The sequence below is a fragment of the Parapedobacter soli genome, from assembly GCF_025460835.1.
GTDB lineage: Bacteria > Bacteroidota > Bacteroidia > Sphingobacteriales > Sphingobacteriaceae > Parapedobacter > Parapedobacter soli.
Genome location: NZ_JAMXAY010000018.1, coordinates 1 through 23421, shown reverse-complemented (window position 1 = coordinate 23421; position 23421 = coordinate 1). Strand labels below are relative to the sequence as shown.

Below are 23421 nucleotides of genomic sequence, written 5' to 3'. Positions count from 1 at the left end.
TTGGATTTACTCCAGCCGATTAGCTAATCAGTAATGTGCTGATTAGCTAATCGTGTCTAAAAAACACGGGCATAGTTCAATGGTAGAATAGAGGTCTCCAAAACCTTTGATCTGGGTTCGAATCCTGGTGCCCGTGCTAATTATCGACAGAACATGGCGAACGTACTTGAATTTATAAAAGACTCCTATATCGAGATGACCCAAAAGGTCACCTGGCCCACTTGGGGGCAGTTGCAGAATTCGGCCGTGGTCGTACTGATTGCATCAATTATCATTGCATTGATTATTTTCGCAATGGATAAAGCATCGAGTAACGCGCTGGAATTGTTCTATAATATTGGGTCTTAATTGGCGGGAAAGAAGAAATGGCAGATCAACCACTGAAATGGTATGTTGTACGGGCGGTAAGCGGTAAGGAGAAAAAAGTAAAGCAGTATATTGAAGCGGAGGTAAATCGCTTAGGTGTCAACCACCTCGTCCCCCAGGTACTCATTCCGATGGAAAAGTATTATCAAATGCGCGATGGCAAGAAAGTTGCCAAAGAGCGTAATTTCTATCCGGGTTACGTGCTGCTGGAGATGGCGTTGGACGGTGAACTTGAACACGTTATCAAAAATATCAATAGCGTAGTTGGCTTTTTAGGCGATAAGGCAGGGAACCCGATTCCGTTGCGGCCCGCAGAAATCAACCGGATATTGGGCAAGGTAGATGAGATGTCGGAGCAGGGTGAATTGATGAATGTGCCGTTTTACGTAGGTGAACTCGTGAAAGTGAACGACGGCCCATTCAATGGGTTCACCGGCGAAATCGAAGAAGTGAACGAGGAAAAGAAGAAGCTGAAAGTGATGGTGAAGGTTTTCGGTCGGAAAACCCCGCTCGAATTGAATTACATTCAGGTAGAAAAGGAATAAGGGCATCCAATCTGAAAGATGGCTTTTATTTTTTCCGTTGTGCTTGATATTAATAAAAAAGTTGTACCTTTGCACTCCATTTTGGGGTGCTAATAGTCGTTAAGCAGTAAGCGCTTCAAAATCTAAATGTTACGTTAAATGCTTCCAACTTACTAACAAACATTTATTTAGTTAAATTTAAAATCGAGAAATGGCAAAAGAAGTCAGTGCGTTAGTAAAATTACAAGTGAAGGGTGGCGCTGCAAATCCATCTCCCCCAGTAGGGCCCGCATTGGGTGCAAAAGGGGTGAATATCATGGAGTTTTGCAAACAGTTCAACGCTCGTACGCAAGACAAGCCAGGCAAAGTATTGCCCGTCGTGATTACGGTGTATAGCGACAAGTCATTCGATTTTATCATTAAGACCCCCCCGGTAGCCATTCAGTTGGTGGAGTTATCGGGTGTTAAGAAGGGATCGGGCGAGCCCAACCGGAAGAAGGTGGGCAGTGTCACTTGGGAACAAGTCGAAACCATCGCCAAGGATAAAATGACTGATTTGAATGCTTTCACACTGGAATCTGCCATGCGCATGGTTGCCGGAACGGCACGTAGTATGGGTATTACCGTGAATGGTAGTGCGCCCTGGAATAATTAATTAACGAAATCAGTTTAAGAAAGTGGCAAGATTAACAAAGAATCAGAAAACGGCACTATCCAAGATTGAAGTTGGTAAAGCATATACTTTGGAAGAGGCTTCTGCCTTGGTAAAAGATATTACCAATGTGAAATTTGATGCGTCGGTGGATATCGATGTACGCTTAGGCGTGGATCCACGGAAAGCGAATCAAATGGTACGTGGTATTGCCACACTGCCACATGGTACAGGCAAGACCGTGCGTGTATTGGTACTCTGTACTCCCGATAAGGAAGAAGAGGCCAAAGCGGCCGGAGCAGACCATGTGGGGTTGGACGATTACATCAGCAAGATCGAGGGTGGATGGACCGATATTGATATCATCATTACCATGCCCAGTGTAATGGCAAAAGTAGGCCGGTTGGGTCGTATTCTCGGCCCGCGTAACCTGATGCCTAACCCTAAGACGGGTACGGTAACTACCGATATCGGTAAAGCGGTAACCGATGTGAAAGCGGGTAAGATTGATTTCAAGGTAGACAAAACAGGGATTATTCATACATCTGTAGGTAAAGCATCTTTCCCCGCGGAGAAAATCTATGAAAACGCCTTGGAGGTATTGCAGACGATCTCCAAATTGAAGCCGTCGGCAGCCAAAGGGACCTATTTCAAGAGTATTTACCTTTCTTCCACGATGAGCCCGGGTATTCAAATTGAAACGAAATCAGTAGTAGGAATTTAATCATGAAAAGAGAAGAAAAACAAGAAATTGTTAGCGCTTTAGCTGAGCAGATTAAATCGTACGGTAATTTTTACATTACCGACACTGCTGACTTGACTGTTGCAAAAATCAATGGGATACGCCGCAAGTGCTTCGACAAAGGGATTGCTATGCAAGTGGTGAAAAACACGTTGATTCACAAAGCACTTGTAGAAGCCGGAGTCGATTCGGAAGAGTTGGTGGGTATCTTGAAGGGATCATCAACTATGTTGTTTTCGGAAGTCGGTAATGCACCGGCGAAATTGATTAAGGAGCTCCGTAAGGAAGGCGATAAGCCCGTTTTGAAAGGTGCCTATATCGATGCCGCTGTGTTCATTGGCGATAACCAAGTCGACACGTTAAGCAAGCTTAAGTCTAAGCATGAGCTTATCGGTGATATCATTGGTTTGTTGCAATCACCGGCCAAGAATGTCGTATCAGCACTCCAATCAGGAGGTAATACGCTGGCCGGGTTGGTTAAAACTTTACAAGAGAGAGGTTAATCGGATCCCTCCAATTGAAATGTCCGAAAAGTTGTTAATAGTTTTAAAAAGTAAATTCAAAAATTAAAAATAAAATGGCAGATTTAAAAGCGTTTGCTGAGCAGTTGGTAAACTTGACAGTAAAGGAAGTTAACGAGTTAGCTCAAATCTTGAAAGACGAGTATGGCATTGAGCCAGCTGCGGCTGCAGTGGCCGTTGCCGGTCCGGCTGCTGGCGGCGATGCGCCTGCTGCAGCGGAAGAGAAGACATCTTTCGACGTAATTTTGAAAGAAGCTGGCGGTCAGAAATTAGCTGTAGTCAAATTGGTTAAAGATTTGACAGGTCTTGGTCTGAAGGAAGCTAAGGACCTAGTTGACGGTGCGCCGAAAGAAATTAAAACCGGTGTTGCTAAAGACGAAGCCGAAGCACTGAAGAAGCAACTCGAAGAAGCAGGAGCTGTTGTTGAGATCAACTAATTCAGTTCATACAACACACCTGAATGGGGTAGACTCTGACGTGAATTTCGTCAGAGTCTATTCCTGTTTATGACTTTTCCTCTTATCACCAGTACCATATCCGGGCTGTATGGGTGCCTCAACGAGGCGAAAGCAGCACCCAAAGTGCAGTTTAAATAGTTAAACTAAAATCTTATTCCCTTGGCAAACAAAAATATTCAAAACGAAAGAGTAAATTTTGCAAGTAGTAGGAAGGTAATTGATTACCCTGATTTTCTGGACGTGCAATTGGAATCTTTCCGGGAGTTTTTTCAACTCGAAACGACTTCCGACAACCGCCACCAGGAAGGGCTGTTTAAGGTGTTTTCCGAAAACTTCCCTATATCTGATTCAAGGAACATTTTCGTACTTGAGTTTCTGGATTATTTCATCGATCCGCCGCGCTACAGTATACAAGAGTGTATTGAACGTGGGTTGACCTATAGTGTTCCGCTCAAGGCAAAGCTGCGGCTGTCGTGTAACGACGAAGAGCACGAGGATTTCGAAACCATTGTGCAGGACGTTTATTTAGGGACCATCCCCTATATGACTCCGAAAGGGACCTTTGTAATCAATGGCGCAGAGCGCGTAATCGTATCGCAACTGCACCGTTCACCGGGCGTGTTTTTCGGCCAAAGCCGACATACCAATGGTACTAAACTGTACTCAGCCCGGGTAATCCCCTTCAAAGGCTCATGGATTGAATTTGCTACAGACGTGAATAACGTGATGTATGCATACATAGACCGTAAGAAGAAATTCCCCGTTACCACACTCCTGCGTGCCATTGGCTACGATTCGGATAAGGATATCCTGGAGTTGTTCGAATTGGCGGATGAAGTGAAGGTAAGCAAATCGGGGCTCAAGAAATATGTGGGCCGTAAGTTGGCCGCGAGGGTATTGAAGAAGTGGATCGAGGATTTTGTGGATGAAGATACCGGGGAAGTTGTTTCCATTGACCGTAACGAGGTAGTGCTGGAACGGGAAACGGTATTGGAAGAAGACCACATCGAACTGATCATAGATGCCGGTGTGAAGTCAATCATCCTCACCAAAGAGGATACTGCTAATAATGCAGACTACTCCATCATCTACAATACGCTTCAAAAAGATACGTCTAACTCGGAGAAGGAAGCCGTGGAGCATATCTACCGGCAATTGCGTAACGCTGAACCGCCCGATGAGGAAACGGCACGCGGGATTATCGAGCGCTTGTTCTTCTCGGATAAACGTTATGACCTGGGTGATGTGGGAAGGTACCGCATCAACCGGAAATTACAGTTGGACACCCCGGATGAAACCAAGGTGCTGACACGTGAAGATATCATTGCCATCGTAAAGTACCTGATCAATCTGATCAACTCTAAGGCAGAAGTCGATGATATCGACCACCTGTCTAACCGGCGGGTGCGTACTGTGGGCGAACAGCTCTACTCACAGTTTGGCGTAGGGCTTTCACGTATGGCCCGTACCATACGCGAGCGTATGAATATCCGCGACAACGAAGTATTCACCCCGACGGACCTGATCAACGCACGTACGTTGTCGTCCGTAATCAATTCATTCTTTGGTACCAATCAACTGTCGCAGTTTATGGACCAAACCAACCCGTTGGCTGAGATTACGCACAAGCGTAGGCTGTCTGCCCTGGGGCCCGGGGGGTTATCGCGTGAGCGCGCGGGATTTGAGGTGCGCGACGTACACTACACGCACTACGGTAGGTTATGTACAATTGAGACACCAGAAGGACCCAATATCGGTCTGATTTCGTCGCTATGTGTACACGCAAAGATCAATAACCTCGGCTTTATAGAGACCCCCTATCGGCGTGTCGAGAATGGCCGTGTTGTGGTTGAGGAACCCGTGATTTACCTGTCTGCAGAAGACGAAGATGGCAAAACCATTGCGCAAGCAAATGCTGAATATGATGATAAAGGCAATTTCATCACACCGAAGGTAAAAGCCAGGTATGAGGGCGACTTCCCGGTTATCGAGCCGGAGATGTTGGATTTGATGGATATTGCACCCAATCAGATTACATCCATCGCTGCGTCGCTGATCCCATTCCTGGAGCATGACGATGCCAACCGTGCGCTGATGGGATCTAACATGCAACGTCAAGCGGTGCCCCTACTGCGCCCGGAAGCCCCTATTGTGGGTACCGGATTGGAAGGACGCGTAGCCCGAGACTCCCGCACACTGATCAATGCGGAAGGCAAAGGCGTTGTAGAATATGTAGATGCCAATGAGATTAAAATCAGGTACGAACGTACCGATGATGATCGATTGGTTTCTTTTGACGATGACGTCAAAACCTATCGTTTGATCAAGTTCAAGAAAACGAATCAGAGCACCTGTATTAACTTGAAGCCCATCGTTAAAAAAGGACAGCAAGTTGAAAAAGGGCAGGTGCTATGTGAGGGCTATGCCACCCAAAACGGCGAGCTTGCCCTGGGGCGTAATTTGAAAGTTGCGTTTATGCCTTGGCAAGGGTTTAATTTCGAGGACGCCATTGTGATTTCCGAACGCGTGGTGAGCCAAGATATTTTCACTTCGCTGCATATCGAGGAGTTTGAGTTGGAAGTGCGCGATACGAAACGTGGAGAGGAAGAGCTCACGGCTGATATTCCGAACGTTTCAGAAGAAGCAACCAAGGACCTGGACGAAAACGGAATTATCCGGGTGGGTGCCGAGGTGCGCGATGGGGACATCCTCATTGGTAAAATCACCCCTAAGGGTGAATCCGACCCGTCGCCTGAGGAGAAACTTCTCCGCGCCATCTTTGGCGATAAGGCGGGCGACGTCAAGGATGCATCGTTGAAGACCCCGCCGTCGATCAATGGCGTGGTAATCGATACCAAGCTGTTTTCGCGTGCGAAAAAGGTGGCGAAGGATGAGGAGAAAAAAGCACTCGACCAATTAGATGCCCGGCACGAGAAGGCATTGAAGGCCCTGAAAGATAAGTTGATAGAGAAGCTGTTTACGATTGTGAACGGCAAGACATCACAGGGGGTTTACAATGTATATAAAGAGCTCTTGGTACCAAAGGGGTCGAAGTTCACGCAACGTATCCTTACCGAACTGGAATATGCTAATATTAATCCGACCGGATGGACTACCGATGATGATAAGAACGAATTGATTAAGCAAACGCTCCACTTCTATAACATCAAGTTGAACGAAGAGCTAGGTGCCTATAAGCGCGATAAGTTTGCGATCAGCGTGGGCGATGAGTTGCCGTCTGGTATCGTTCAGATGGCTAAAGTATTCATCGCCAAGAAGCGGAAGCTCAAAGTAGGGGATAAGATGGCCGGCCGGCATGGAAACAAAGGCATCGTCGCACGGATTGTACGTGATGAGGATATGCCATTCCTCGAAGACGGAACTCCGGTCGATATTGTCTTGAATCCGTTAGGGGTACCATCGCGGATGAACCTTGGCCAGATCTATGAAACTGTTTTAGGCTGGGCCGGCACGAAGTTAGGAGTGAAGTTTGCTACGCCGATTTTCGACGGTGCATCTACCGAAGAAGTGGAAGAATGGGTGGAAAAAGCCAAACTCCCAGCATCGGGACGGACGTATCTCTATAATGGGCTGACCGGTGAGCGCTTTGACCAGCCGACCACTGTGGGCGTGATTTATATGTTAAAGCTCGGCCACATGGTTGATGATAAGATGCACGCACGTTCCATTGGCCCTTATTCGCTCATTACGCAGCAACCTTTGGGCGGTAAAGCCCAGTTCGGTGGACAGCGTTTCGGTGAGATGGAAGTGTGGGCACTGGAGGCATTCGGTGCGTCAAATATTCTTCAAGAAATCCTGACCGTGAAATCCGACGATGTGGTAGGTAGGGCTAAGACCTATGAGGCCATTGTTAAAGGCAACAACCTGCCGACCCCGTCTGTGCCGGAATCGTTCAACGTACTCGTGCACGAGCTGAGAGGCTTAGGTTTGGATATCACGTTGGATTAATCAGCATAGCGTTTTAACTTTAGAAACGAAAGTATGTCTTACAAAAAAGATAATAAGATAAAGAGCAACTTCACCTCCATTACAATCAGCTTGGCATCACCCGAGACAATCCTCGAGCGCTCAAGCGGTGAGGTGGTGAAACCCGAAACGATCAATTACCGGACATATAAGCCGGAACGTGATGGTTTGTTTTGCGAACGTATTTTTGGTCCGGTAAAGGATTACGAGTGTCATTGCGGTAAATATAAACGTATCCGGTATAAGGGTATCGTGTGCGATCGTTGCGGGGTAGAGGTAACAGAGAAGAAAGTTCGCCGTGAGCGTATGGGACACATCAGCCTGGTTGTGCCCGTAGCCCACATTTGGTATTTCCGCTCCTTACCCAATAAAATCGGTTATCTGCTTGGGCTGCCCACCAAGAAGCTTGATATGATCATCTACTACGAACGGTATGTAGTGATCCAAGCGGGGGTAAAAGAAGAAGATGGTATCCAATACATGGATTTCCTCTCGGAGGAAGAATACCTGGATATATTGGATACGCTGCCGAAGGAAAACCAGTTCTTGGATGATACAGATCCGCAGAAATTTATCGCAAAGATGGGTGCCGAAGCGCTTGAAGAGCTGCTGAAGCGCCTGGATCTCGACCAGCTTTCTTATGATTTGCGCCACCAAGCTGCCAACGAAACGTCGCAACAGCGTAAAAACGAAGCGTTGAAGCGCCTGCAGGTGGTAGAAGCGTTCCGCGGATCGCGAGACCGCATAGAAAACAGGCCGGAGTGGATGATTGTAAAGATTGTTCCGATCATCCCTCCCGAGTTGAGGCCGCTGGTACCGTTGGAAGGGGGGCGGTTTGCGACTTCCGACCTCAATGATTTGTACCGCCGTGTAATTATCCGTAACAACCGGTTGAAGCGTCTGATGGAAATCAAGGCGCCTGAAGTAATTCTCCGTAACGAAAAGCGGATGCTGCAGGAAGCGGTCGATTCGTTGTTCGATAATTCCCGTAAGGTAAATGCAGTAAAGACGGAAGGTAACCGTGCACTGAAATCGCTATCAGATATCCTTAAAGGAAAGCAAGGCCGGTTCCGCCAGAATCTGTTGGGTAAGCGTGTGGATTATTCCGCCCGTTCGGTGATTGTAGTCGGCCCGAATCTGAAGCTCCATGAATGTGGCTTGCCTAAAGATATGGCTGCTGAACTATATAAGCCGTTCATCATCCGTAAGATGATCGAGCGCGGTATCGTGAAGACCGTTAAATCAGCAAAGAAAATAGTAGACCGGAAAGACCCTGTTGTATGGGATATTCTGGAGAACGTACTGAAAGGGCATCCGGTATTGCTCAACCGTGCGCCGACATTGCACCGTTTGGGTATACAGGCGTTCCAGCCGACATTGGTAGAAGGTAAGGCAATCCAACTCCATCCGCTTGTGTGTACGGCATTCAACGCCGACTTCGACGGTGACCAGATGGCCGTGCACTTGCCGTTGGGCAATGCGGCTATCCTGGAAGCACAGATATTGATGCTTGCTTCGCACAACATCCTGAACCCCGCGAACGGTACGCCAATCACGGTTCCTTCGCAGGATATGGTGTTGGGGCTTTACTATATGACCAAAGGCCGTAAAACCGACGAAACCCGGGTGGTAAAAGGAGAGGGGATGACCTTCTATTCGGCCGAAGAGGTGATCATTGCACATAATGAAAGGCAAATCGATTTGCATGCCTCGATCAAGGTGAAGACCCAAATTAAGGGCATCGATGGTAGTGTTGAGGAACGTGTCATTGAAACGACGGTGGGCCGCGTGTTGTTCAACCAGGTGGTCCCGGAGGAAATCGGATACGTGAATGAGCTGCTGACCAAGAAATCGCTGCGCGATATCATTGGTAAAGTGGTGAAAATTACCGGTATGGCCCGTGCGGCGAAGTTCCTGGATGATATCAAGGAACTCGGTTTCCAGATGGCATTCAAAGGAGGGCTCTCGTTTAACCTGCAGGATTTGAACATCCCGGATGCCAAGGCCGACCTTATCGACCAAGCGACTAAAGAAGTTGAGGAGGTGATGAATAACTATAACATGGGCTTCATTACCAACAACGAACGTTATAACCAGATTATCGATATCTGGACCCGTATCAATAACCGGTTGACGGCAAATGTGATGGAAATCCTTTCGACCGACAACCAAGGGTTCAATTCGGTATACATGATGCTTGATTCGGGTGCCCGTGGGTCCAAGGAGCAGATTCGTCAGCTTTGCGGCATGCGGGGCTTGATGGCGAAGCCACAGAAGTCGGGCGCATCGGGCGGGGAAATCATCGAAAACCCGATCCTTTCTAACTTTAAGGAAGGATTGTCCGTACTGGAATATTTTATCTCAACACACGGTGCGCGTAAAGGTCTTGCGGATACGGCACTGAAAACGGCTGACGCTGGTTACCTTACCAGACGTTTGCACGACGTAGCCCAAGACATGATTGTGGTCGACGAAGATTGCGGGGGCTTGAGGGGTGTTTATACCACTGCGCTGAAAGATAATGAAGACATTGTCGAACCGTTGTATGACCGCATCCTAGGTCGGGTTTCGTTGCACGATGTGTACGATCCGGCATCGGGTGAGTTGCTGGTTGCTGCCGATCAGGATATCGATGAAGAGATTGCTTATCGGATTGAACACTCTTCAGTGGAAGGACTGGAGATACGTTCGGTATTGACCTGTGAGAGCAAGCGAGGCGTTTGCGCGTTGTGTTATGGCCGTAACCTCGCTACCGGTAAACGGGTGCAAAAGGGCGAAGCCGTTGGTGTAATTGCCGCCCAGTCTATCGGTGAGCCGGGTACACAGCTTACATTGCGTACATTCCACGTGGGTGGTACGGCCTCAAACATTGCAGCAGAATCGCAGATATTTGCGAAATTTGATGGTGTTATCGAGCTCGAAAACATCCGGTCGGTTCCACATGAAGGTGATGGTGTCCTTGACCAAGTAGTTATCGGCCGGTCGGGCGAATTTAGGATCATTGAGCCCGAAACAAGAAAGGTGCTGATGACTAACAATATCCCTTACGGGGCTTTCCTTTACGTGAATGCGGGAGATACAGTGACGAAGGGACAACGTATATGCTCGTGGGATCCGTACAACGCTGTTATCATCTCCGAATTCGGTGGTAAGGTTGAGTTTGAAGCCATTATCGAAGGTGTTACTTTCCGTGAGGAATCCGACGAACAAACCGGTCACCGTGAGAAAGTAATTATCGATACGCGCGATAAGACGAAGAACCCTGCAATCAAGATTGTAGATAGCAAGGGTGCGGTTATCCGTACCTATAACATACCCGTTGGGGCACACGTATCTGTTAACGACGGTGTTACTGTGAAGGAAGGCGTTATCCTTGCCAAGATCCCAAGATCTACGGGCAAAACGCGTGACATCACGGGTGGTTTGCCACGTGTAACCGAATTGTTTGAAGCACGTAACCCTTCTAACCCGGCGGTGGTGACTGAAATAGACGGTGTGGTAACATTGGGCGGGGTGAAACGCGGTAACCGTGAGATATCGATCGAGTCGCGCGACGGGCAAGTTAAGAAGTACCTCGTACCGTTATCGAAGCACATCCTTGTTCAGGACAACGACTTTGTAAAGGCCGGTATGCCGCTTTCAGATGGGTCGATTTCACCAGCCGATATCCTAGCTATTAAGGGTCCATCGGCCGTGCAGGAATACCTCGTTAACGGTATACAGGAGGTTTACCGCCTGCAAGGGGTGAAAATCAACGACAAACATTTCGAGACCATTGTGCATCAGATGATGCAGAAAGTCGAGATTGAAGATCCGGGTGATACCCGCTTCTTGGAGCGCGAAGCCGTAAATAAATGGGACTTCGTAGAGGAGAACGATATGATTTACGACAAGAAAGTTGTTGTAGATGAGGGTGATTCAGATGAGTTGAAACCTGGACAGATCGTATCGCAGCGTAAGTTGCGGGAAGTAAACTCCGGGTTAAAGCGCCGCGATTTAAAACTCGTGGAGGTACGCGATGCGATCCCTGCTACCTCCAGTCCGTTGTTGCAAGGTATTACCCGGGCATCATTAGGAACTAAATCGTTCATTTCGGCTGCATCTTTCCAAGAAACCACTAAGGTGTTGAACGAAGCATCGATAGCCGGAAAGCGCGACAATCTACTTGGTCTGAAGGAGAACGTTATCGTAGGTCACCTGATTCCTTCAGGAACGGGTTTACGTGACTACGAGGGCATTATCGTAGGTTCTAAAGAAGAATACGATCAGCTGCTCGCTTCTAAAGAAGAAGATTAACTGATCCTATAATAACGGATAAAACCGTCAGGGCTTCAGCTCCTGGCGGTTTTTTTTCGTCATAAACCCGTATCTTTGCCTGCTATATGAGCACACTCCTCGACATTGGGCAGAAGCCTTACAACCATTACGGTGCGTATCTGCGTGCTAAATATGAGGGTAAGCGTGTATTCAAAATCATTGTAGACGGTCAATTTACATGTCCGAACCGTGACGGCAGTAAAGGATATGGCGGATGTACATATTGTAATGTTGATTCTTTTACACCCGATTCGGCCCGGAAGTTGCCCACGATCCGCCAACAAGTGGAAGAGGGTATCCAACGAGCGGTAAACGGTTATGGGGCAGAAAAATTCATTATCTATTTTCAGCCAAACACCAATACATACGCGCCCGTTCATTACCTCAAGACGATGTATGACGAGGCACTGGCCGAGGCCGAGCGCACCGTGCCCGGGCAGGTAGTCGGGCTGTCAGTGGGTACGCGCCCCGACTGCATTGACTTTGAAAAGATAGCTTTGCTCGAGAGTTATGCCGGTCGCTACGATGTGGATTTGGAGATGGGTATGGAGTCTATCTATGACGATACATTGAGCCGCATTAACCGGGGGTGCACCCATCAGGAGCTGGAGGCGGCGTTGGCGTTAGCTCAAGGAAGCCCGCTGGATATTTGTGTACACACCATTTTCGGATTCCCATGGGAAACACGGGAGATGATGCTACGTTATGCAGATGAAATCAATAAGTTCCCACAGATTAAATTCGTCAAACTCCATCACCTCCACATTGTGGAGGGTTCCATCATGGGGGTACATTATAAACGTGAGCCATTCCACGTATTCAGCTTGGAGGAGTATTCTGATTTCCTTTGCGAGTTTATCCCCTTGTTGCGCCCTGATATCGTTATCCAGCGCCTCTTCGGATTGGCAGATCAAGAATTGTTGATTGCCCCGAATTGGGGGAAGGGGAAATCCGCAATCCAGACCTACATCGATAAGGAACTGGAGCGCCGTGGGGCCTACCAGGGCAGTAATTATATACGCCGAGGTTAAGTTGTTTATCAGTCCCTATGTAGGATTGATTTCAGGTCGGCGGGTGAGTAGTGAACGGATTTGAGCGTTTTCCGGTCTTCTGTACGGTATACCAAATAATGTCCATCGGCTTGTTCGTAGAAGCACGGCACCCCTTTCGCTTGATAATGGGCTACAGTTTCCTCTGCCTCTTGCACGGTTTTGCATGCCTTACTCATGTTTGAGCGTTGTACTTCATCGAATAGCTCCGCAAATTTATCCGCTAAACCAAATTCCAGCACGGCACCAGACAGCACATACTGCAGGTCGCACAGTGCGTCTGCTACCTCTACCAGGTCGTTGGCAGCAATGGCCTCTTCTAGTTCGCCGAGTTCCTCAGCCAGCAGTGCCACCCGTAACTTACAACGGTTTTCGTCGGGGATGGCTGGCTCCGGTAATATCGGATGCTTGAATGTTTTGTGAAATGCAGCTACGGACGTAAGGGATTTGGGATCTGTCATGATATTAGTCGTAATTCAAAAATAATCTACAATCACTTGATAAAGTGTTTGAGTTGGATGATTTCTTTTTCTTCGAGGTGGCGCCACCGGCCACGGGGAAGGTCCTTTTTGGTGAGGTTGGCATAGACCACCCGGTCCAGTCGGATAATGTCGTAACCCAAGTGCTCGAAGATGCGTCTTACAATGCGGTTCTTGCCGCTGTGGATCTGGATGCCTACTTCACGTTTACTGCCACCTTGCACATAGCTAACGGCGTCGGGTTTTACAAACCCGTCTTCGAGCTCCAAACCGAAGGCTATTTTGTTCAAATCACCCTGTGTCAGATTTTTATCCAACTCGACATTATATATCTTGGCCACGTTATTTCGTGGGTGTGACAGTTTCTCTGCGAGATTACCGTCGTTGGTCAATAGCAGTAACCCTGTCGTGTTTCGGTCCAATCGGCCTACCGGATAAATCCGCTCCCGTGAAGCATTGGCCACAAGTTGCATCACCGTCCGCCTTTCTTGTGGGTCATCAGTTGTGGTGATATAATCTTTCGGTTTGTTTAGTAGTATGTACACCATTTTCTCCCGTTTCAAGCGCTCGCCATTGTATCGTACGTCATCTTTCGCAGGGTCCACTTTGCTGCCCAGTTCGGTGACAACTTCGCCGTTTACGGTAATAACACCTGCTTCGATTAACTCATCGGCCTTACGCCTGGAACAGACACCTGAGTTGGCAATGTAACGGTTTAGCCGGATAAGCCCGTCGTCTTGGGTTCGGCTGTCGACCGGCGGGTTTTTACGGGTTTCCGTCCGCTCGCGCCGTTTCTTGGATGGGTCGTATGGCTTATTGCCATAAGGACGCCTTTCTGACCTGTCCGAAGTATACTGGCCGCCCCGCCGCTGTGTGCCGTCCCGATGAGTACTGGCGTCCGTATTTTTGCGCTTTCCGCTGAATCTACTTGACCCTGTATTCGGTTGCCACTGCTCGTCATCGGTAGTTCTTTGCTTTGCAAAATTGCGACCCTTCGCGCGGGGATGGTTGGAGGTTGACCTGCGCCGCTGTTTGGAGTTGTCGTCCCGACTGTTCCTTTTGTTACTAAATGGCATGATTTTTACCGTAAAAAATGTAAGCTGCAAAAGTAGTCAAAAAATACCGCTTATACGACGTATAGCTCTTTTTTTACGAAAAAATAACCCGAAAAGGTACGTTAAATTATGTTAAAATACAAGGTGTTGTTTTGTAACTATTTGTATGTTAATGATATAATTTTTACTTTTGTCGCCAGCTTTTTGGATCAAGCAATTTCACGTGTCGTTTTACGGCGTTTGAATTGCAGAAAAGGGTTTGAATGATAAAAAAACAACTGCTCTGTTTTAGCGCGGTTTTACTCCTGGTGTCGCTCTCTAAGCTGTACACCCACGAAGTGTCGGCTGATGAGCGACATTCGGAAAAGTGGACTGATGATTCGTTATCATTGCAGCTATTGATGCAAGAGGATATCAGTGCAATCCGAAATACCCCCTACTTTGCTTCATTGTCTTTCGCCGACGAAAACCTGCCGTTAGGCGACCAACGGATCGAGGGAAAAATGATGCGTTACCTCCGCGAATATTCCTATGCAAAACAACGCTCGCATGGATTGCACCGTAAAGCTTTGAGTGCCCTGCCAAAAGTGGCGGCCATACTCCGTTCACATGGTGTCCCGGAAGACTTCAAGTACATCCCTTTGGTTGAAAGCGGCTTTACTAGCGGCACAACGTCACACCGCGGCGCTTCTGGTTATTGGCAGTTTATGCCAGCCACAGCAAGGTCGTTCGGATTGCGAGTTGACGACACCGCCGACGAACGCCAAGACATCGAGAAGTCTACAGTTGCCGCAGCCAAATATATCAAGGCATTATACCGGGAGTTCAATAGTTGGACTCTTGTGGCCGCAGCCTTCAATGCCGGCGAGGGGGCACTCTTACGGGCCATAAACAGGCAGAAAGAAGATAACTATTTCCGGCTGAAGCTGAATAAGGAAACAGGCAGCTATGTGTATAAACTGATTTCGGTAAAAGAAATCATCGAGCATCCGAACCTCCACGGTTACCGGAGCAATGCCATACGTCTAGCCGAAACGTCGTCGGCTGACGACTCACGAATGAGTGCGTTATAGCTTTCTTTCTCGTGCGGAGGACGATTAATAGCGAACTTATCGGAGGTCGACGATTTCCATCTCAGGATAATCTGCTTGTTTAAATACAAACATGTTCGGGGCAAGCTGTGGGTTTGCTTTGGTGCTTTTAAAGGTGTATACGAACCGATTCCCACCTTTGTCGAATACTGTCACGTCGTGTATCAAGTGGGTTTTTTCGTCGATACGCAGTTTTATTTTAAAATAGGGTGAACTGGTGTCTTCGGGTGTAACTTCTACCACCGCTAGCTGTTTGCCGCCGGCAGTCTCATCGGCTGATGACATGTATTTGTAACCCGTTTTGTAAAAAGAAAAGATATTCGTCGGCGATATTGCATCAGACGAGGGATCTACATCAGTAACCTGTACCTCGTCCATGTCTTTGAGCACCATCCACTGGGTTTTCCCGTCGCTGATGATATCTTGGTTACCCATGGAAATCCGATATTTGCCTTCCGGCGTGTTCATATAAACCGTACCAGACTCTTTGTGATTTGTTTGCTGGCTACCTTGCTTCATTTCAAGGGAGAAGTCAGCCTGGATGGTTTTGTATGTTCCGTAGGTTTGGCTTACCTTGTCGAGGAGCGCCTTTGCCCCAGCATCGGTTTGTGTATATCCCGGTAAAGCAATACCTCCGAGAAGTATTGCTAATGCGATTACGTTAAAAGTCGACTTTTTCATCTCTCACCTTCTTTATTCAACCCATCCAAAAACTGTTCCAATGAATATTCGTCGGGGAATAGTACCTCTCTCGCCTTACTGCCCTCAAATGGTCCTACGATGCCCGCAGCCTCCAATTGGTCGATGATTCGTCCGGCACGGTTGTAGCCGAGCTTTAACTTACGTTGTATAAGTGAAGTGGACCCCTGTTGATGGAGTACCACCAGGCGGGCGGCCTCTTCAAACATAGAATCCCTGTCACTGATATCGAAGTCGCCTGCACCACCCTCGCCGTCTTCACCTACATATTCAGGTAGGAGGAGTGCAGATGGATAGCCCCGTTGGTTACCGATGAAATCAGAGATTTCTTCCACTTCGGGCGTGTCTACAAAAGCACATTGTATCCGGATCAAATCGCTTCCCGTTGCCAACAGCATATCGCCCCGACCAATCAGCTGGTCGGCACCCCCCGAGTCGAGGATGGTGCGCGAGTCGACTTTGGATAGAACGCGGAAGGCCAACCGTGCCGGGAAATTGGCTTTGATGGTTCCGGTAATGATGTTTACCGACGGGCGTTGTGTAGCGATAACTAAGTGGATACCCACAGCGCGGGCCAGCTGGGCCAGTCGGGCAATAGGTGTTTCCACCTCTTTGCCGGCAGTCATCATCAGGTCCGCAAACTCGTCGATGATTAGCACAATGAATGGGAGAAACCGGTGACCTTCCTCAGGATTAAGGCGCCGGTTCACGAATTTTTTATTGTACTCCTTCAGGTTCCGTACCTGGCCGTTCTTCAGCAGATCGTACCGTGCGTCCATTTCGATGCACAACGAGTTAAGCGTGTTGATTACCTTTTTGGTATCTGTGATGATAGCATCCTCTTCTCCCGGTAGCTTGGCTAGGAAGTGGCGCTCAATCTTTTTGAATAGCGAAAGCTCTACTTTCTTAGGGTCGACCAGTACGAACTTTAGTTCGGCAGGGTGTTTCTTATACAACAGTGACGTAAGGATAGCGTTGATACCGACCGACTTACCTTGTCCGGTGGCCCCGGCAACCAATAAGTGGGGCATTTTGGTTAGGTCGGCAATATATACCTCGTTTGATATGGTACGGCCTAATGCGATGGGTAAATCCATATCGGTATGTTGGAATTTCTCCGTTGCCAGTACCGACCGCATGGATACCATTTCGGGGTGGCTGTTGGGTACTTCAATGCCGATGGTGCCCTTGCCAGGCATTGGAGCTATGATACGTATCCCCAATGCAGCCAAACTCAGCGCGATGTCATCTTCCAAGTTTTTGATTTTCGATATACGTACGCCGGGCTTGGGGATGATTTCGTAGAGTGTTACCGTGGGGCCGATGGTTGCCTTGATTTTGGATATCTCGATGTTGTAATTGCCCAAGGTGTCCACAATCTTGTCCTTGTTCGCTTCGAGCTCATGGTTATTCACCGTGATTTTGCCCGAGCCATAATCGCGCAACAGGTCGAGCGTAGGGTATTGATAACCGGATAAATCCAGTTTCGGGTCGTATTGCCCTACTTTCTCAACCAACTCGTCTGCCGTACTGGGTTTTTCTTCTTTGATGGCGGCAACGGTCAGCGCAGGAGTCTTGAGCTCGTTCTTGGCCTCTGGCTTTTCCGCCGATGCCGCCTCCACTGTAAAATCCGGAGCGGCGCTTTCGTCCACCTTTGCCGACTTGGAGGTACTCATGTTTTGCTGTAATTTCTCGTTACGGGACTCTTCCTCCCGAGCACGGTTGAGGCTGAACTCCACAGGATCCACGCGGTATTCCGACTCCTGGGTATAACGTTCTTCATTGCGCATCACGTTCGCTTCCAATGTGGAGTCATCCGTTTGATCCGGGATACCGATACCATTACGGCGTGGCTTTAGTTTGAAATCTAGGTTGTATAAAAGAATAAGCGTGGTAAAAATGGTGAAAATCAATAACCCCGCTACGCCCACAGTACCGATTTGTGCCTCGAGCAAGCGGTTGGACCAATAGCCAAACTCACCCTCCAAAAAATGTGGGTAATCACTCACGAAGCCGTGGATAAACCCTAATGCCACCGAAACGAAGACCAGCAAAAACAGGGCATATCCCAATACCTTCCAAATGGAGATAATTTTTACTTTGAATAATAACCGGTACCCGATAATGAATAAAATACCCACAAAGAGGAATGAGGCGATACCAAACCATTTGTAAATAAACTGGTGAGCAAGCAGTGCTCCCACCTTACCCATCCAATTTTGCACAACCGGACTATCCACGCCGGCCAGGGCAAGCTCTTCGCGTGTTTGGAATAATGTATGCCAGCCGCCATTCGCTGCAGATACATAGCTTTGGTCTTCTTTCCAGGTAAATAAATATGAAATGAAGGCAATAAGGAAATATACAGACAGGATAAGCAGGAACAAACCCACAATTTTTATCGCTTTGCTCCCAAAAATGCCTAGTGATTTTGTTTTTGACGTTTTTGGTTCTCGCTTTTTCCGTCTGGCAGATTGGCCCTCCGTGTTATTTCGAACGTTTTTTCTGAATGAGTTCCCTTTTCCGGACATGTAAAGTACACGTTTTGTTTGAGACAAACTTACGTATTTTTTGCTGATTATCGGTCGTGTTGCCATGTAACGCAATGTTCAAAACGGATCCAATACCTGTTTTGATTTTTTTACTGATATGTAGCGATGTCGCGGGCTAGCTCGTTATTTTTTCAGAATGAATGATAAGACGTGCCAACCGGGAAGATGTATCGGCAGTTATTTGGATGGCGTAGGTTAGCATGGGTTAATTAAAACAAGAGAGTCAGATGAAGCAGTCTGTAAATGTAAAGATGAAAAAGAAAACATGGTTTTTGGCTACTGCATTAGTAGTCATCAGTGTGGTGTTGGGCGGATGTTTTAAAGATGACGACCAATTATACCGGGTATCTGCTGTGCGCGCGTTGAACGGGGTTCCCGGATCGGGTCAACTCGATATATTTCTAGACTATAATAAGCTTAACTTCAATGATATCGTACGGGAAGATGAGGGTTTCGCTTATTCCGATACGTTGCCCTACAAGAATGCATGGCCTAATAGTAGGGTGGTAAGTATTGTCGATCCGGTGGACTACCCCAATGCTGAACCCATTGTTCAGAAAACGGTAAATTTCGTGCCGGGAAGCTTCTATTCGTTATATGTGGTAGGATATGAAAATATAGAAGTCATATCCACGGAAGATGACCTGACCGAGCCTGCTGAGGGGAAGGCAAAAATCCGCTTCATCCATTTAAGCCCGGATGCGCCGGCGTTGGATTTCGAGATCCATTCAGATGCAGTCGACCCGTTGATTATCAGTGACAAGGCATTTAAGGAGGCCTCCGACTTCGTTTCGATCGATGGCGGGATAACCTGCACCGTGGATTTCATCGAACATAGTAGCGGAGACGTGCTACATACGTTCGAGTTTGAACCTGCGGCAGGCATGATTTACACCTTGTGGGTGAAAGGGCTGCTCAGCGATACTGAAAACATCTCCCTGGGATTTGGGCACGGCATCCTTATTCATTAGATGCGGCGATTTGCCCAGTCGCCACGGTTCTTATTCCGCAATCAGCAGGAAATAGTTTTTCTTACCGCGTTGTACAATGAGATACCTGTCGTTCACCAGGTTGCCGGAGTGGAGCTCCTGTGCAGGGTCGGTGATTTTTGACTTGTTTACCGACACGCCGCCACCTTGTATCATTTTGCGTGCTTCCCCTTTTGAGGAGAACACAGCGCTGTCTACAGCCAATAAATCAACTATGGGGATGCCTGTGCTCAACGTGTTCCGTGAGATGCGGAACGTCGGTACGCCATCGAATACATCCAGAACCGCATTATGCGATAGATCTTTTAGAAAGTCAAGAGACCCATTGCCGAACAGGAATTCGGAAGTATTAACCGCTGTGTCATAGTCGGCCTCCGAGTGGGTGCGTATGGTGATGTCTTTCGCCAGCGCTTTTTGTACCACCCGGAGATGGGGCGCCGCGTCGTGTTCCGCAATAAGCGCCTCTATTTCTCCCTTTGACTTCAAAGTGAAGATTTTAATCCAATTTTTGGCATCCTCGTCACTTGCATTGAGCCAAAACTGGTAATAGCGGTAAGGGGATGTCTTTTCGGGGTCGAGCCATACTGCACCGCTCTCTGTTTTTCCGAATTTATTGCCGTCGGCCTTCTTGATGAGCTGGGTGGTAAGCCCGTAAGCGGAGCCGCTTTCCTTGCGTCGGATGAGCTCCGTTCCGGTAACGATATTCCCCCATTGGTCAGACCCCCCCATCTGGAGCATACAGCCTTGGTTTTTCCACAGGTAGTAAAAATCGTAGCCCTGTATCAATTGGTATGAAAATTCGGTGAATGACAGGCCGTTTTCCCCTTCTAGCCGTTTTTTTACCGAATCTTTGGCCATCATATAGTTTACGGTAATATGCTTGCCCACATCCCGAATAAAGTCCAAAAAGCGGAATTCCTTGAACCAGTCATAATTGTTTACCATGATTGCGCCGTGTTCGCCTGCGGAGAAATCGAGGAATTTGGCCAGTTGTTTTTTCAGGCAGGCTACGTTGTGCGCCAGCGTATCTTCGTCCAGCAGGTTGCGTTCGGCCGATTTGCCAGAAGGGTCGCCCACCATACCCGTTGCGCCGCCCACGAGGGCCACGGGGCGATGCCCGGCCTGCTGGAAATGGATCAGTGTCATCAGTTGGGTCAAGTGGCCCACATGCAGCGAATCCCCGGTGGGATCAAAGCCGATATACCCGGCTGTTTTCTCTTTGAGTAATTGTTCTTCTGTACCGGGTATGATATCATGCAGCATACCCCGCCATCGTAATTCGTCAACAAAGCCCATTATTCTAACTAATCAATTCGGTAATCAATCTGACGGCAAAGATAGCAGAAAGCATGGTAAATTATCGGGTAAAATCGTTACCTTGGCACAATAAGTGTTGAATGTGCGTAAAGTGGGCCGTATGAATTTTCTCTCACATTATTATTTCGAACGCTATAACCGCAACCCTGAGCTGGTGGTGGGGTGCGTGTTGCCCGACCTGATTAAGAACGCAGATAAGGATGTGAACGTACTGCCCCATAAATACGAGGACCGTTTCGATGGTAACCCGAAGCTCCGAGAGATTTACCGGGGGTGGGGACGGCACGTGGAGGCCGATCGCTATTTTCACAATGCCCCTTTTTTCTACACCCATACGCACGAGCTGAAGCAGTTGCTTTCGCCCGTGGTGGCGGGTACGCCAATCCGGCCTTCCTTCCTGTCACACATCGCATTGGAGCTATTATTGGATCACTTGCTTCTTCGCCATCAGTCTGTGCACGAGTCTGATTTTTACGCTTGTCTGGCGGCGGTAGACCGTGATGCTGTTGGTCGGTTCCTGCTGCTATGTGATGTGCCCGAAACCACGTTCTTCTTTACATATTTCAATAGTTTTTTGCGGGCCCAATATGTGGGTAGCTACCGGCAATTTGATCAAATCACACAGGCTGTCATCAGTATCTGCCGCCGCCTCTGGGACGTACGGCTTACCGATGACCAGACGGAGCGGATGACAGCCACGCTGACACATTATGCAGCTTTGTTGGATGCCGATTTCCATACTATTTTCGATGATATAGAGATGCACCTGGCTTGACATCCAAATCGTTATTTGCCTAAATAATCATATCACCGACGCCGCTGCGATGAAATATTTTTTTTATGTTTGAGCCATTGTTGGTCAATCTAAGCCAATGATTATCGATATGGCAAACAGACTATTCCGTAAAAAATCCGTAGATCAGATTATAAACGCATCGGCTAAGGCCGGTGGTCTGGAGAAGGTGCTGGGTGTACGTGACTTGGTATCGCTCGGTGTGGCCGCCATTGTGGGAGCGGGTATATTCAGTACCATTGGCCTGGCCAGTTTCAACGGTGGTCCGGCGGTATCACTGCTGTTTGTTTTTGTAGCCATTGCCTGTGTTTTTACAGCCCTGTCTTATGCGCAATTCGCTAGTACGGTACCTGTTTCGGGAAGTGCCTACACGTATGCTTACGTGGCTTTTGGCGAATTGTTTGCCTGGATTATCGGCTGGGCGCTTATCCTTGAATACGCGGTGTCCAATATGGTTGTGGCCATTTCATGGTCGCAGTATTTTGTGAGTATGCTCAATGGGTTTGGTATTCGCCTGCCTGGGTGGATGACCATGGCCCCCGCCTATGCATCGGAGGCGCATTTGCGGCTGCAGGAGCATGGTGTCGAAGCGTTGTCTGCGGCAGAGCGCACCGCAGCCATGGCTTTCGAGCAAGCCCCGCGTTTTGGGGATGTTCCACTTATATTCGACTTGCCAGCCGGGTTAATCACGTTTCTGGTCACGTGGCTGGTTTATATCGGCATCAAGGAGTCGAGGACCGCAAGCAATATCATGGTAGCCATCAAGATTGGAGTAATCTTGTTTGTTATTTTCGGCGGGGCCTTTTTTGTGAAGCCCGAGAACTGGGTGCCGTTTGCCCCGAATGGTGTGGAAGGAGTGCTTAGCGGTGTGGCGGCGGTATTTTTCGCTTTTATCGGGTTTGATTCCATATCCACCACGGCGGAAGAGTGCCGGAACCCACAGCGCGATTTGCCAAAAGCCATGATATTGTGTTTGCTCATCTGTGCAGTTCTCTACATTTTGATTACACTCGTGCTGACAGGCATGGTCAATTACACGGAATTGAACGTGAAAGACCCCCTGTCGTTTGTTTTTGAATACGTGGGGGTAGATTATATGGCGGGGATCGTGTCGGTAACGTCGGTGGTAGCCATTACCAGTGCATTGCTGGTTTTCCAGCTCGCCCAACCGCGTATTTGGATGACCATGAGCCGTGACGGGCTCCTTTGGAAGCGGTTCTCCACTATCCATCCGAAATATAAAACACCGTCATTCGCAACAATTGTTGCTGGGATCATGGTAGCTGTGCCCGCCTTGTTCTTCAAGATGGATTTCTTTGTAGACCTTACCAGTGTAGGGACATTTTTTGCCTTTATATTGGTATGTTCCGGCGTATTGTACATGGACTATTCAGGGATATCAAAGCAATCAAAATTCAAAGTACCTTATATCAACGGCCGGTATCTGATTACCGCGGGGTTGCTGATAGCTGTTTACGGTGTTTACCTTTTCGGACAAGATGCCATTGCTGAATGGCGTAACATGCCAGTCGCTGATATTATTGAGCACAAATTACTTATCATCATTTTTTGGGTGGTATGGGTCGTGCTTAGCATCATGGGCTACCGCCATCGGTTTTCGCTATTGCCTGTTGCCGGTATCCTGGTAAATCTCTATCTGATGTCACAACTGGGGGCAAGCAATTGGTTCATTTTTCTGGTATGGCTTGCTATCGGCCTCGTGGTTTATTTCGGTTACGGTTATCGGCATTCAAAACTCAACGATCCTTCATAACGTAACATCGTGCAGGGATTTCGCTTTTAAGAATTTTGGGGATTGGATTTGCAGGG

General features: G+C 48.1%; 18 protein-coding genes and 1 tRNA gene. 14 read left to right on the top strand and 5 right to left on the bottom strand.

All coding sequences use genetic code 11. The annotated features are described in order from the left end of the window. The first annotated feature begins 65 nt into the window (after window positions 1-65). The 10 genes from NGM62_RS09795 to NGM62_RS09750 all read left to right on the top strand — a co-directional run bounded on the left by NGM62_RS09795 (window position 66) and on the right by NGM62_RS09750 (window position 12598). Window positions 66-136, top strand: a tRNA-Trp gene (locus NGM62_RS09795). 17 nt (window positions 137-153) lie between these two features. Beyond that, complete coding sequence (gene secE, locus NGM62_RS09790) at window positions 154-348, top strand: preprotein translocase subunit SecE (protein ID WP_262247557.1); 195 nt, start codon at window positions 154-156, stop codon at window positions 346-348. A 17-nt stretch (window positions 349-365) separates the two neighbouring features. Next, complete coding sequence (gene nusG / locus NGM62_RS09785) at window positions 366-911, top strand: transcription termination/antitermination protein NusG (protein ID WP_262247556.1); 546 nt, start codon at window positions 366-368, stop codon at window positions 909-911. A 190-nt stretch (window positions 912-1101) separates the two neighbouring features. Continuing rightward, a complete protein-coding gene (rplK, locus tag NGM62_RS09780; RefSeq protein WP_262247554.1) occupies window positions 1102-1545 on the top strand; it encodes a 50S ribosomal protein L11 in 444 nt (147 codons plus the stop codon). Window positions 1546-1567: 22 nt separating this feature from the next. Beyond that, a complete protein-coding gene (gene rplA / locus NGM62_RS09775; RefSeq protein ID WP_262247552.1) occupies window positions 1568-2266 on the top strand; it encodes a 50S ribosomal protein L1 in 699 nt (232 codons plus the stop codon). 2 nt (window positions 2267-2268) lie between these two features. Beyond that, a complete protein-coding gene (gene rplJ, locus NGM62_RS09770; protein WP_262247551.1) occupies window positions 2269-2787 on the top strand; it encodes a 50S ribosomal protein L10 in 519 nt (172 codons plus the stop codon). A 74-nt stretch (window positions 2788-2861) separates the two neighbouring features. Next, window positions 2862-3242 carry a 50S ribosomal protein L7/L12 gene (rplL, locus tag NGM62_RS09765; protein ID WP_188505204.1) on the top strand — a complete coding sequence of 127 codons (381 nt, stop codon included), beginning with the start codon at window positions 2862-2864 and terminating at the stop codon, window positions 3240-3242. Window positions 3243-3422: 180 nt separating this feature from the next. After that, complete coding sequence (gene rpoB / locus NGM62_RS09760) at window positions 3423-7232, top strand: DNA-directed RNA polymerase subunit beta (protein WP_262247550.1); 3810 nt, start codon at window positions 3423-3425, stop codon at window positions 7230-7232. Window positions 7233-7265: 33 nt separating this feature from the next. After that, window positions 7266-11546, top strand: coding sequence for a DNA-directed RNA polymerase subunit beta' (gene rpoC / locus NGM62_RS09755; protein WP_262247548.1), 4281 nt, complete (start codon window positions 7266-7268; stop codon window positions 11544-11546). 86 nt (window positions 11547-11632) lie between these two features. Next, window positions 11633-12598 carry a TIGR01212 family radical SAM protein gene (locus NGM62_RS09750; protein ID WP_262247546.1) on the top strand — a complete coding sequence of 322 codons (966 nt, stop codon included), beginning with the start codon at window positions 11633-11635 and terminating at the stop codon, window positions 12596-12598. A gap of 8 nt (window positions 12599-12606) precedes the next feature. Here NGM62_RS09750 and NGM62_RS09745 read toward each other — a convergent pair whose 3' ends face one another. Both NGM62_RS09745 and NGM62_RS09740 read right to left on the bottom strand, forming a co-directional pair. Further along, on the bottom strand, window positions 12607-13077 hold the full coding sequence (locus NGM62_RS09745; protein ID WP_262247545.1) for a nucleoside triphosphate pyrophosphohydrolase family protein: 471 nt from the start codon (window positions 13075-13077) through the stop codon (window positions 12607-12609). Window positions 13078-13109: 32 nt separating this feature from the next. After that, window positions 13110-14171 carry a pseudouridine synthase gene (locus tag NGM62_RS09740; RefSeq protein WP_262247543.1) on the bottom strand — a complete coding sequence of 354 codons (1062 nt, stop codon included), beginning with the start codon at window positions 14169-14171 and terminating at the stop codon, window positions 13110-13112. 242 nt (window positions 14172-14413) lie between these two features. Between NGM62_RS09740 and NGM62_RS09735 the strand changes: the two genes are divergently transcribed. After that, window positions 14414-15223, top strand: a complete 810-nt coding sequence (locus tag NGM62_RS09735) for a lytic transglycosylase domain-containing protein (RefSeq protein ID WP_262247542.1) — start codon at window positions 14414-14416, stop codon at window positions 15221-15223. Window positions 15224-15259: 36 nt separating this feature from the next. On the opposite strand, the gene NGM62_RS09730 is transcribed toward NGM62_RS09735, so the two are convergent. Together NGM62_RS09730 and NGM62_RS09725 are read right to left on the bottom strand one after the other, a co-directional pair. Beyond that, window positions 15260-15922, bottom strand: a complete 663-nt coding sequence (locus NGM62_RS09730) for a LolA family protein (protein ID WP_262247540.1) — start codon at window positions 15920-15922, stop codon at window positions 15260-15262. Next, window positions 15919-18471 carry an FtsK/SpoIIIE family DNA translocase gene (locus NGM62_RS09725; protein ID WP_262247538.1) on the bottom strand — a complete coding sequence of 851 codons (2553 nt, stop codon included), beginning with the start codon at window positions 18469-18471 and terminating at the stop codon, window positions 15919-15921. The genes NGM62_RS09730 and NGM62_RS09725 overlap by 4 nt, the downstream gene beginning before the upstream one ends. Before the next feature lie 248 nt (window positions 18472-18719). Between NGM62_RS09725 and NGM62_RS09720 the strand changes: the two genes are divergently transcribed. Beyond that, the gene (locus tag NGM62_RS09720; protein WP_262247537.1) at window positions 18720-19463 is read left to right on the top strand and encodes a DUF4397 domain-containing protein; all 744 of its coding nucleotides are present in this window, start codon (window positions 18720-18722) and stop codon (window positions 19461-19463) included. Window positions 19464-19493: 30 nt separating this feature from the next. On the opposite strand, the gene tyrS is transcribed toward NGM62_RS09720, so the two are convergent. Then, window positions 19494-20777, bottom strand: a complete 1284-nt coding sequence (gene tyrS / locus NGM62_RS09715) for a tyrosine--tRNA ligase (protein WP_262247536.1) — start codon at window positions 20775-20777, stop codon at window positions 19494-19496. A gap of 121 nt (window positions 20778-20898) precedes the next feature. Between tyrS and NGM62_RS09710 the strand changes: the two genes are divergently transcribed. Further along, the gene (locus tag NGM62_RS09710; RefSeq protein ID WP_262247535.1) at window positions 20899-21573 is read left to right on the top strand and encodes an ACP phosphodiesterase; all 675 of its coding nucleotides are present in this window, start codon (window positions 20899-20901) and stop codon (window positions 21571-21573) included. A gap of 109 nt (window positions 21574-21682) precedes the next feature. Then, window positions 21683-23365 carry an amino acid permease gene (locus NGM62_RS09705; RefSeq protein ID WP_262247533.1) on the top strand — a complete coding sequence of 561 codons (1683 nt, stop codon included), beginning with the start codon at window positions 21683-21685 and terminating at the stop codon, window positions 23363-23365. Window positions 23366-23421 lie beyond the last annotated feature (56 nt).